Annotated in this window: 10 protein-coding genes and 1 pseudogene; 6 read left to right on the top strand and 5 right to left on the bottom strand. The window is 65.3% G+C overall.

The window, feature by feature from the left end:
• The first annotated feature begins 1 nt into the window (after position 1).
• The gene (locus ACGLHR_RS12975) at positions 2-763 is read left to right on the top strand and encodes a cupin domain-containing protein (RefSeq protein WP_400094276.1); all 762 of its coding nucleotides are present in this window, start codon (positions 2-4) and stop codon (positions 761-763) included.
• Positions 764-816: 53 nt separating this feature from the next.
• A complete protein-coding gene (locus ACGLHR_RS12970) occupies positions 817-1,809 on the top strand; it encodes a Bug family tripartite tricarboxylate transporter substrate binding protein (protein ID WP_400094274.1) in 993 nt (330 codons plus the stop codon).
• Between the two features lie 308 nt (positions 1,810-2,117).
• Here the strand turns inward: ACGLHR_RS12970 and ACGLHR_RS12965 are convergent, their stop codons facing one another.
• The 5 genes from ACGLHR_RS12965 to ACGLHR_RS12945 are packed head-to-tail and all read right to left on the bottom strand — an operon-like array spanning position 2,118 to position 8,929.
• On the bottom strand, positions 2,118-3,773 hold the full coding sequence (locus ACGLHR_RS12965) for a bifunctional 3-(3-hydroxy-phenyl)propionate/3-hydroxycinnamic acid hydroxylase (RefSeq protein WP_400094272.1): 1,656 nt from the start codon (positions 3,771-3,773) through the stop codon (positions 2,118-2,120).
• 34 nt (positions 3,774-3,807) lie between these two features.
• Entirely contained in the window at positions 3,808-5,736 is a 1,929-nt protein-coding gene (locus tag ACGLHR_RS12960; protein ID WP_400094270.1) for an acyl-CoA synthetase, read from the bottom strand.
• A 25-nt stretch (positions 5,737-5,761) separates the two neighbouring features.
• Positions 5,762-6,784: an alcohol dehydrogenase catalytic domain-containing protein gene (locus tag ACGLHR_RS12955; protein ID WP_400094268.1), complete on the bottom strand. Its 1,023-nt coding sequence runs from the start codon at positions 6,782-6,784 to the stop codon at positions 5,762-5,764.
• Positions 6,781-7,737: a fumarylacetoacetate hydrolase family protein gene (locus ACGLHR_RS12950; protein ID WP_400094266.1), complete on the bottom strand. Its 957-nt coding sequence runs from the start codon at positions 7,735-7,737 to the stop codon at positions 6,781-6,783. The genes ACGLHR_RS12955 and ACGLHR_RS12950 overlap by 4 nt, the downstream gene beginning before the upstream one ends.
• Before the next feature lie 49 nt (positions 7,738-7,786).
• Positions 7,787-8,929 (bottom strand): VOC family protein, encoded by a 1,143-nt coding sequence (locus ACGLHR_RS12945; RefSeq protein ID WP_400094265.1) that lies wholly within the window; start codon positions 8,927-8,929, stop codon positions 7,787-7,789.
• A 114-nt stretch (positions 8,930-9,043) separates the two neighbouring features.
• Here ACGLHR_RS12945 and ACGLHR_RS12940 point away from each other — a divergent pair.
• From ACGLHR_RS12940 to ACGLHR_RS12925, 4 genes and pseudogenes are all read left to right on the top strand, one after another.
• Positions 9,044-9,200 (top strand): annotated as a pseudogene (locus tag ACGLHR_RS12940) (paraquat-inducible protein A); the annotation flags it as partial.
• A gap of 736 nt (positions 9,201-9,936) precedes the next feature.
• Entirely contained in the window at positions 9,937-10,104 is a 168-nt protein-coding gene (locus ACGLHR_RS12935; RefSeq protein WP_400094263.1) for a hypothetical protein, read from the top strand.
• 106 nt (positions 10,105-10,210) lie between these two features.
• Positions 10,211-11,305: a transporter gene (locus ACGLHR_RS12930; RefSeq protein ID WP_400094262.1), complete on the top strand. Its 1,095-nt coding sequence runs from the start codon at positions 10,211-10,213 to the stop codon at positions 11,303-11,305.
• A 2-nt stretch (positions 11,306-11,307) separates the two neighbouring features.
• Positions 11,308-11,511, top strand: coding sequence for a hypothetical protein (locus tag ACGLHR_RS12925; protein WP_400094260.1), 204 nt, complete (start codon positions 11,308-11,310; stop codon positions 11,509-11,511).
• Positions 11,512-11,646: the final 135 nt, after the last annotated feature.

The following is an 11,646-nucleotide window of genomic DNA, read 5'->3' as shown; positions in this document are numbered from 1 at the left end:
AATGACATCATCCTTTGTACGGAGGGCCATCGACGTGCCCGCGTACGCACCGGCCAACCACACGGGCACGGCGAACCAGCGCATCATTGGCAAGGAGACTGTCGGCGCGCGCCGGCTCGAGGTCCTGCTGGGCACGATTTCCCCGGGCCAAGGCGCGTTGCCGCACGCACACCCGGACCTCGAGCAGGCGTCGTTCCTGCTCGCCGGCGAGGGTATCGGCGAACTACCCGGAAAACAGCGCATCTTGCGCGCAGGGGACTGGAGCTTCAACGCGGCCGGCGTCTTCCATCGCTTCGAGGTCATCGGCGACGAACCGGTACAGGTGATGGTGGTCTACGCTCCGCCGTACAGCGAAAACCCGAGCGCGGCGGTGATCGCGACCGGCCCGGACGACCCACGCCTTCAGGCCGGTGCCGCCGATGTCTGCGACGTTCCAATCAGCATCGAAGCGATCGAGCTGCCGCACTACCGTGGCGCGCTCGCCAGGCCGGTCATCACACGCCAGACCGTCGATTCCCGGTTTCTCGACATCTACATGGTCGACCTTGATCCAGATGGCGGCGCCGAGCCACACAGGCTTGGCGAGACCGAGCAGGTGCTCTTCGTTCGTAGCGGCACGATCCACGGGCGCATCGAAGGGGAGCGTTTCGCCGCCGGGACCGGGGAGTGGGTCTACGTTCCCGACGGTGCGGAACTCAGCCTCGAATCGGCAGGCGGGAAGCGCGAGCTGATTGTCATTCGCGCACACGATCCGCTGACCTGACGCAAGCTCGGCCAAGTGAATCAATCAGATCCCAAGATACGGGAGGAGACAAGATGATCCAGCGATTTCCCCGGCGACGCATGCTCGCCCTGCTGTCCGGACTAGTCGCAGCCTCCGCGGCGTCGCAACTGGTGTGGGCAGATGGCCTGAGCGAGTATCCGGCCAAACCGATCCGTGTCGTGGTGCCCTTCCCTGCAGGCAGTGGCACGGACAACACCGCGCGCTACATCGCGCGGATCATCACTGCCCAGACCGGCCAGTCCGTCGTCGTGGAAAACCGCCCCGGTGCCAACGGGTTCATCGCGGCCACGGCGGTCGCGACAGCGCCCGGAGATGGCTACACGATGCTCATCACGACAAATACCACCCACGCGGCCAATGCGTCCCTCTTCAGGAAGCTGCCCTATGATCCCATCAAAGACTACGCGCCGGTGTCGTTGATCGCCAAGAGCGGATTGGTCTTGGTGGTGCCAACCGACAGCCCGGTGCAGAAGGTGGCAGAGCTGACCACGCTGGCGAAAGACCGGCAAGGCAAGTTGTCCTTCGCCAGCGGCAGTTCCTCCACCCGGGTCGCCAGTGAGCTCTACAAGATGAAGAGCGGCGCAGCGGCACTGCACGTGCCCTACAAGGGCGTGCCGCAGGCCCTGACCGACTTGATGGGCCACCAGGTCGACTTCATGATTTCCGACATCAATCCAGCCCTGCCCCTGATCCAGAACGGCAAGCTGCGCGCAGTCGCCGTGACCACGTCCAGGCGCCATCCCCTGCTCGGCAATGTCCCGACCATGGCGGAAAGCGGCCTGCCAGGGTACGAGATGACGGCTTGGGTTGCCGCCTTCTTCCCTGCCACCACGCCAAAACCGGTCGTCGCGCGTATGAGCCAGCTGATTCGACAGGGGCTGACGAGCCCGGAGGCTACCGAATACTTCAGCCGGACAGGAGGCCAACCCTCCCCATCGACGCCAGAAGAGCTGGCAGGGTTCGTGCGAAGCGAGACCGCGAAATGGGCTGAGGTGATCAAAGCCGCCGGTATCCAGCCGGAATGACCCGCGCCTTCGGCGGCGCCGAGAACACTCGGCTGGAAAGTCCTGGCGGCGCTGGTATTGCCTGGACCAGGACTTCGAAGATGACCAGAGCACCTGTCACGGTCAGCGCCGGGGGAACACCGCGCAAATCTGCGATGAGATGACACCCGTTGTTGAGCCCCCGCCGTCCGCAGCACGGGCCAGCCTCCTGCCTCCCCAGGAGGCTGGCTACGCGCGCACCATGGATACTTGCCCGCCTCCCGTCGATTTCGTCATGTACACGTAGGCGGTAGAGCAGCGCCCTGCGGCGCGACCGGGTCCAACCGATGTCAGCCTACACCGCGCAACGCGCGAGCCAGGCTGTCTGGCAAGGGGCTTCCCTCTCCCAGCATTGCAAGCGACTCTCGGACGATGTCATCGACAGCTTCGAGCGGGCCGTCATGCAGCACGGTGCGGTCGGGACGCACGACTGCGATCCAGCCGACAGGTGCGGCCCCCGGGATAAGCTGGTCCGACATGTCCTCCCAAGAATGTCCGTCGTGCCGTTCGTGCGCCTCCTGCGGCCCATGCTCGCCTTGCCCGCAATGGCGCAGCTGCATGATGACGCCGCCTGCCTGTCGCCATGCCGCCAGGAGGCTACGGTCCAGTAGCGGCGCGGGATCGCAGCCGAATCCCGCCAGCACGAGCCGCGCCCCGAGCACATCGTCGCTCGGCACGATGGGCGCGCCGGGCCCGCGGCGCACAAGCCCTTGCGGCAGCAAACCGCCGCGCACCAGCCTCGCGCGAGTCTTGCCGCGCTGAAACAGGCCGCGCCTGAAACGCGCGGGCGGCTTGATCTTCAGGTCCTCGAAGAAGGCTCGCGCCCAGGGCATGCGCTGCATCAGCGCCATCGTGCCATGGACGGCGAATGCCGCCAGCCTGTTGCCCGGCATCACCAGCCGGCCCATCAGGAGCGCTAGATTGATGATGGAGCGGGCGTGTGGGCGCCGCTCGGTGTCGTAGGTTTCGAGAATGGCGGGTGTCGCCCTTCCCTGCACGACCCATGCGAGCTTCCAACACAGGTTGGCCACGTCGCGCAGCCCGGCAACGAGCCCCTGGCCGACGAAGGGCGGCGTGATATGCGCGGCGTCGCCCACCAGGAAGGCCCGGCCCTTGGAGAAGCGATCGACGATGCGCGCATGGAACCGGTAGACCGCTGTGCGCTCGATCGTGATGTCCTCCGGCTTGCACCAAGGGGCGAGCAATTCGCGGATCTTATCTGGCGACTCCATCTGCTCACGCGTCTCGCCCGGCTGCAGCATGAACTCCCAGCGTTGCCTACCGCCCGGGGCAACCATGTGCGGCGTAGGCCGGCGCGGGTCGCACAGGAATTCGATGTGGTCGATCGGGTTGGGCACGTTCAGCGCGTCGACGATCAGCCAGTCCTGCGTGAAGGTCTTCCCGGCGAAGGCAAGGCCGGCGTGGCGCCGCACGAGAGAATTGGCGCCGTCCGCGCCCACGATATAGCGCGCGCGCACGGTGGCCGTGTCGCCGCCGGGAAGGCACACGGTGCATCGCACCGCTTCGCCGTCGTCGTCGAAACCGGTGAGATCGGCGCCGAGAGCGATGCTCACGCAGGGGTAGCGGCTTAAGCGGGCGCGCAAGGCGCGTTCGAGATCTGGCTGATAGAACGTGACCAGTTGCGGGTGGCAGTCCTTGGTGCCCGCTGTGTTTGCACGCGCGTATCTGCCGAACAACGGCGAATGCATCTGCACCTTGGCAATGGCCAGCGTATCGAACGCGCCGTCCTCGAGCCCTGCCATCTGCAGTATGCGCAGCGCTTCGTTATCGAGCGCGATGGCTCGGGGCGCGGTGAATATATCCGCGGCCTTGTCGATGGCCAGGGTACGGACGCCGTAGCGTCCCAGCAGGTTGGCCGCGGTTGCGCCGACCGGACCCAGGCCCACCAGCAGGACGTCGACCTGCTCGGGCAATGTGGTATTCATGAGCGGTTTCTCTACGGGAGGGGGCTCGGCGCGTTCACGCCGGGCAGTTGAAGTCGAGAGGGAACGGAAACCGTCCGAGCAAATCCTGCACGCGCGCCACGTCCGCGGCGGGGCATTGGACGAAGGCGACGGTGCCGCGCCGGATATCCGGTCCCACGCGCACGCTGGCGGCCGTGCTGGCCTGCGCCAAAATCTCTCGGAACACTTGCTCGGCGGCGCGCATGCGTAGCTCCGCCCGGGCCACCTTGCCGATGGAGGTCAGCGGCATCTCCTGCAGGATCTCGATGCGCGCTGGCACTGCAGCGCGTTCCGGCACGAGGTTGCGTGCGGCCGCCAGCAGTTCGTCGGCAGCCGGGGTGAAGCCTGGCTTGAGCGTGACGTAGGCGACTGGCAATTCCCCGGTGTGCGCATCCGGCTGGCCGACCGCGGCCGCCATTGCCACGGCCGGATGCTGCAGCAGCGCATCCTCGATCATCGCCGGATCGATGTTGTGGCCGCCGCGGATGATCAGCTCCTTGGCACGGCCGGTCAGATGCAGATAGCCGTCGGCATCGAGATGGCCGAGGTCGCCGGTATTGAGCCATCCCGGATTGAGCCAGATGCCGCCATTGTCTTGCTCGCGCAAATAGCCGGGAAACACATTCGGACCGTTGATGCCGATGACGCCGGTCTCGCCCGGCGCGCACGGCTCGGTGGCATGGCTGGAGCCGTCGACCTTCCAGACGCCGATTGCCTGGTGCGGCAGGCGCAGGCCGACCGTGCCGAGGCGACGTTCGCCCTGCGGCGGATTGAGGGCCGAGACGCACGCGCCTTCGGTCAGACCGTAGCCCTCGTACAGCGGAATGCCGGCGGCTGCTTCGAAGCGCCGCGCGACCTCGGCCGGCAGCGGCGCGGCGCCGCAAAAGGCGAAGCGCAACGAGGCAATGTCGGCGCCTTCCCGCGGCAGATCGGCTAGCGCGGCGTAGATCGTCGGCACGCCGCTGAAGCTGGTGGCGCGGAACCGTTCGACCAGCTTCCAGAAGTTCGGCATCACGCCCTGGCCCCGATAGCCGGCGGGCGTAAGCATCACGACCTCCCAGCCGCCATGGAACGCGGCAAGGCCGGTGATCATCGCGCCGTTCACGTGGAACAGCGGGAGGCCGCACAGGATCGTGTTTGGCGACGGGATCAGGGCCTTTAGCATCGACGCGACGAAGGCTTCATTGAGATGCGTGTGTGTCGCGACTTTGGGCAGGCCGGTAGTGCCGCCGGTATGGAAATGCGAGCAGATGTCAGTCGCCAGGATGTGGCGCTTCGAAACCAGCATGTCCGACGGCTCGGCCGCCAGCGCCTGGTCGAAGCCGACCATCTTCACGTCCGCGCGGCACGGCCTTGACGCCGTGTCGAAGGCCGCGTCAACCCTTGCACGCTCCGCAGCAGGAAGATACGGCGCAGCGCTGACGACGAACAGGGTCCGCACCGAAGGGCACCGGTCGGCTACGGCGACGGCTTTGTCCCAGAGCGCGCTGTCAGAGACAGGGGCGCAGGCGACCAGCGCTTGCGCCCCTGTCTCATTGACGATAGCGGCGATATAGTCGACCTCCAGCATCGGGTTGATTGGACTGGCGATGCCGGCAGCCTGCGCGCCCAGCAAGGCGTAATGGGTCTGGGGGAGATTGGGCAGCAGCAACGTCACCGCCGTGCCGGTTGTAATGCCGGCGCGGTGGAAGGCGTTGGCCGCTTGCGTCACGCGCGCCTTGAGGGTTGCGTAATCGACGACAAATTCTGGCGCGTCAGCCGCCCCGGTCATGACGAAGCGCAACGCGGTCTTGTCCGGATGACTGTCGCAGGCTTGGCACAGCAGTTCGTAAGTGTTCTGCGCGGGCAGCTTTTCCTGCCAGGGCGTGCGTTCGAAGTCGTCGATGTCGGCCTGGGTCCGGATGCCGCCGGTACGCGTCCCGCGATCGTGTGTGCTATCTGGCATATTGTCTCCTTGTATTGGCTTTTTTTTAGAGTCGCCCTGGCAGCAGGACGGCCCGCCGGGGTTGGCCTTGCTCGACGTGCAGGTACGCCTGCCCGGCCTGGCTGAGCGTAAAGGTCTTCACCGCAGGCGGGGCCAGCTCCGTCGCGCAATCGGCCAGTGCCTGCAAGGCCGAAGGGTTCGGGCGGAAAGTCGTCCACCCATAGCGCGCGCCCTTCGGTATCAGGCCGTGTTTGCCACGCTTGCCAACCAGCGTGGCCACGCCGCCTCCGAGCAGTCCCAGCCGGTCAAAGTTGCCGAGCAGCGGATGGACAGTGGTCGCGTGACCGGCCGCGTCGGGCGCCAGCAGTTGCAGCAGGTCCGCTTCGTCGTCCCAATTGGCGAAATTCAGGGTGGCGGCAAAATGCCGCGGCAGGCTCGCCAGTGATTGGCGGTGGCGATTGACGAGTTCGGCGGCGCCGGCGGCCAGGCAGGCATCGAGCCCGTTACGTCCGCCGACGGCGGTAACATTTGCTCCCAGCCTGTGCAGCGACCAGACTGCGATCTGGCCCAGGCCGCCGGTCGCGCCGTGCACGAGCACGGGACGCCCGTTCACGGTCTCGCGGCAGATCCCGGCGTCGGCGAACGCGCGCGTCACGGTCAGGAAGTTGTACGGTAGCGTCGCCAGGGCGGCGGCCGGGATGGACGACGGCCTGAGGCAAGCGTGTTCGGCGCGCATGGTGACATGGGTGGCATGCGTGCCCGCACTCGATGGCGGCTTGGCGCCGAACACGGCATCGCCTTCGCGCAGCCCGGTAACACCCCGACCGACCGCGCACACCGTCCCGACAAAATCGTTACCGAGCACGAGCGGCATGCGCGCCGCGCCCATGAGAGAGAAGAGCCTGCTGCCATAGCCGTCGCGGCGACGCACATCGATGGGATTGATCGCCGCTGCCTCCACCTGCACCACGATCTCGCCTTGGCGTGGCTGCGGGCAGGCCGCCGGGCGCAGCCCCAACGCGAAGGCGTCGCCAAAGCCGTCGATGGCGGCGATATAGCTGTGACTCATGACGCCACCACCCGATTGCGCTGCTCGCCCAGGTCGATGGCGCCGTCGTCGGTGCGGATCGAAGCGGTCATGATGTCGCCCGGCCGCAGGTAAGCCGGGTTCGACAGGCCCTTCTTGATGAAGAGGCGCCACTTCGCGCTCTCGGACAGCACATGCCGGAACACCCACATCGCCAGCTTGCCAGGCGCACGGGCGGCACAGCCGGCCGGCGTGCCGGTGGCGATCAGATCGCCGGCTTGCAGGTCGTGCAGGGCGGACAGCTCGGTAAGCGTCTGATGGGGCATGTAGATCATGTCGCTGCAGTAGGCGTCCTGGCGGGGCTGCCCGTTAACATGCAGCTGCATACGGAGCTCGGGCCAGCGCCGCCATTCCTCGGCGTCCAACAGCACCAGGAAGGGTCCGACCGGGCCGAAGCTGCGGTAGCTCTTGCCCTTGTAGAACTGGGCCTGCGGCAGCTGGACGTCGCGTGCCGAAATGTCGTTGACGATGGTCACGCCAGCGAGGAACTCGTGCAACTGGTCCGGCCCGACCTGGACCGCGCCGCTTAGCGGCTTGCGCACCACGAGACCGAGCTCGATTTCGTAGTCGAGCAGGCGCACATGCGCCGGCCGCACCACGTCGGCGTCGGCGGGCGCAAGGCAGGACGGGGCCTTGGTGAACAGCGTGTTGAAGCCGATCTTGTCGGGGTCCATGCCGGACTCACGCACATGGCTGGCATAGTTGATGCCCTGGCACAGGAACTGGCGGTCAGACGTGACCGGCGGCAGTAGAGTGACGGCGTCGAGCGGCAGCGTGGCCTGGTCGGGGGTGCTGCGCCACGCAGCTTCGAGGCCATTCGCGACGAAGTCGGCGGTGCTGGTGGAGCCGCAAGACAGGGGTGCGATGCGGCGGTCATGGACCACGCCCCAGCCGGGCTCGCCGCCGTGGATATATCGGACGACTTTGACGGACATTTTCTTTCCTTGACGTGAGGGAGGTTCGTACGGGAGCGGGAGCGCAGGCTCAGAGCCAGGGTCGCGCCTGGGTCATCGCGCGCCCAAGCAGCTTCAGCCGCGCGGCCGAGAGCCGGCCGGCGCGCAGCAGCCGCGCAACCCGGAACACCGTGGCGAGATTGCGCTTGACGCCCATGCTGGCGGGGACGTCGTCGCCCCATGCCCAGATGCCGGACATTTCCAGCGGCACGTAGTGGGCTTCTCGATCGGCAGTGAAAACATCGCCATCGGCGTAGTGCTCGAATTCCATGCCGTCCGGATCGAACCAGTAATCGAACAGCTGGCTGCCGAGGACATGGCGCCCAATACCCCACATATGGCGGTGGCCGTTCACGCGCAGCACGTTGTGGCCCTGGCCGAGCGCGTCGAGGTCAAGCACTTCGTATGCGCTGTGCTCGTATTTCTCCTCGATACCGCCGGCGAGCACCAGGGCGTGATGGTCCGCGGGCGCGCTGCCGAGGTCCAGGCGGAAGAAGCAGAGATTGGGTGACCCGTCCTCCAGATACTGGATATCGGTTGGGATCAGGCCGAGATGACGCATATACCAGCGCGCCATGCCGGGAAAGTCGACGGTCTGGAGCACGACGTGGCCGAGCTTGACCACGGCTGCGGGCTCCAGCGGAGGCCGGACCGTAGCATTCACCCGCCGAAGCTGTCCCGGGTCGTTGGTGAGCGAATGCAGCGGGTCCCGCAATGGCAGCGGGTCGACCGGCTGCTGCCCGGTCACCAGCCACAGCAAGTTCCCGGCGGGGTCGATCAGTTCGACGCCGGCGCCGCCGCCTGGAATCTCGTCGGCCGGCAGGCGGCGCGCATTCGCGTTGGCCTCGAGGTGGACCAGGTCTGCCTCGCTGCGCACCGAAAAGGCCGCACCGACATAGCGCGAGCGCTGGCCTTCCGTCGCCAGCATCAGGCACGGCTGGGGGCCGGCGCCGCGCATCAACAGCCGGCTGGCGGTGCGCGACACGCAGCGCATGCCGAAATCCGTCAGGAAGGTCTCCGTCGCGCGCAGGTCGCGCTTCTCGAACATCAGGAAGGCAAGCGCCTGGGCCTTGACCAGGGCTTCTGCCCGGTCGAGCTTCTGTACGAAGGCAGGCAGCGCGCTTTCGGGGAAAGCCGGCGGCGTGCGCAGCACGCTGAGGGGCGGGCGGGTCATGGCGTCTCCTAAATGCCGGACGCCGCCATAGGTGGCATCCGATGTTTCACACGACATTATCGTCATCCTGACACTTAAGTCAATATCAAAAAAAGACGAGCTGGCGTTTGCCCGCACTGCAGATCGACCTGGCGCATCCGCGAGCAGACCCGGCTCTACGCGCTGGTCGAAGGCATCGGCCGGTAGTCCAGGCTCGATATCTTCGTGGTGGCGCTGCTGGGTGCGGGCCAGAGCGCTGGCCAAGATCACGCCCGGGACCGGGGCCCTTAGCAGCCGGCGTGCAATCGCTTGATCGCTAGATGTGAAACGCCCCGCACACTGGGCACGGCGGGGTGGGCGACCAACCCGCATTTCCGCACCACCTAGGTGTTAACGACACATCAGTCATCCTGACACCTCTATTATTATTAGATTGATGAGTGACGTTGCTCGCCCCCACACGCCAACGTCGCAAGCGCCGTGACCCCTTCCTGGCGGCACCAGCATGCACGGCGCCAATCCAAAACCATGACAAACGGACCGCGCGGCGGTTGGAGACCTCATGCCCAAAACGACTGGAGTACTCCGTCAGCCGGAGTCTTGCCCGGAGAGTCGGCTGCCACCTGGCGTGCATACAGATGTCCCCAAGGTGCAATACCGTTCGCCGCCTTTCGGCCGCTTTGCGCGTATCAACAGCGCGAGAATTGTCCACGGACATCCGATGCTGGTCACTTTCGACAAAGGTCTGTTTGTGCGCGTGCGCGGCACCGAGAAGCTGCGTGCAGGTTCGAGCTTTCCACAGGGCTGGGTCCGACCGGCAGAAAGCGGCATCCCGACACTTAGCGACGATTGCCTGGGGCTTGAATGTGCAGTCATCGGATTCGGCTTCGACCCCGCGACGCGGCTGTCTCCTGAGCCAATGGCGCGCTGGTCCTTCGCAGGCGGCAAGGTGTGGACAATGGTGCCAACGTGCTCAGGCGCAGCATCTCGCTCCCAAAGGCCGGCGTCTCGAGGCGCTGGATGCGGTCGTGTTGCCCCGACTGGCCCCGCTCGACTGGATGGTGGTGGTCCGCCCGGACCGATGCGTGCTCGCCGAAGGCCCGGCCTCCCAGGCCGAGCACATTCTCCAGCGTGCCCTTGACCTGATCGAACCGCCACACCTACGCCTCGACATGCGCCTCGTCCAGGCCGCCTGAAGCACTAGTCGCCCCGTAGATAGAAGACAACCTTCCATAGCCAATCCATGGCTCATGGCGGACGGGGCATTTTCCACGCAATCTCAATGACAAGGAGGAGACCCTCGTGCGGCAGATTTCTGTTTATTGTTTTTCCCTCTCGGCAATTGGTTGCCTTGCCAGCATGACCGCGCATGCCGCAGAAGACTTCCAGGTACGGTACAACATAGCAGGCAGCATCGGAGGGGAAATGTTTACACCCCCGGATGCCGCCGGGCTCGCAGTGGGTGTCGCTGCGACTTATATCGACATCAGGAAGGTGACCGGTAACGACGGCAACGTACTGACAAAGCCGGTCCCCGGCGGAGCCATTCCACTTCCCTCCCCGACACCCGTGACAGCGTATCCCACGTATGGCGCCAGTACCGCCCAGATCCATGCCTCAGGCACTTTCAAGCTATTCAACCTTGGCATTGGCTACATTACCGACGCGGACTATGGCGGCGGCCGCCTCGCGTTCGGCGGCGTTCTGCCCTATGGCGCCAAGACACAAACGGTCAGGGCAACGGCCGCAACGCCAGCCGTGCAGGCGAATCCCGCGGTCCCTGCGGCCGCACAGCAGGCCATCGCGAGCCAGTTCGGGGCGGCATATCAGTCAGGCCTTGCCGGCGAGGCAGCCAGATCCACTGGCGACATATCGGGCATCGGGGACCTGGAGTTGCAAGGCGGCTGGCTCTATACGACTGAACAACTGCGCGTATTGCTGGGCGCGTCCCTCGTCATTCCGACAGGACGCTACAACGCATCGCCAGCACCCGACATAGGCACTGGTAATTTCTATACGCTGCGGCCGGCGGTGCAAGTGGCCTACCTGCCAACGCCGGATATCGCTCTCACGGCAAAGGTGACCTTGGGCCTGAATACGAAGAATCGGGACAATGACCTCCGCAGCGGAAACTGGATCGGATTGGAGGGCGCGGCGGCATACAAGACCGGGATTGGCGTATTCGGACTGCACACCGTCTTCGCTCAACAGTACCAGGACGACTCGAACAATCCCTGGGGCCCGAGCCGATACCGATCGCTCAATGCCGGTGCGTTCTATACCGCGATGGTGCCTGGCATTGACGCTGCGCTGACGTTGCAATACATGGCGACAACCACTTCGCGAAACGCAAAGGTCGGCAGCTTTACCCAAATCCGCGTGATCAAGATGTTTTGACGATGCCTAAAGAGATCTCCGGCGAATTTGTCGAGAGCCTCGTGCCCGGTGAACGTGCCCGGTGGCACGTAGAGCACGCAGTCTTCGGTGTAGAGTTCCTCGATGGCCTCGCGACGACGTGCTGCATCGCCTTCACCGAAAACCTCCTGAAGGTTGCGATGAAGCAGTTCATGGATACGGTCATTCATAACACTTCTCCTGAGTGATCGACTGCGGACTGAACCTAGTCGCATTGTGTAGATGGCTGAAAAATGGAACGTTGCGCGCACTACTGAGCGAGCGCCAAGGTCTTTGCGATGGCGGTGACGACTGCGGGTCGAGCCGAAATCTCGTCATACCAA

It is taken from the genome of Cupriavidus sp. CuC1, assembly GCF_044627735.1.
GTDB lineage: Bacteria > Pseudomonadota > Gammaproteobacteria > Burkholderiales > Burkholderiaceae > Cupriavidus > Cupriavidus ulmosensis.
Note: the sequence above shows the minus strand (reverse complement) of the source record. Positions and strands in the feature narration are given on the sequence as shown.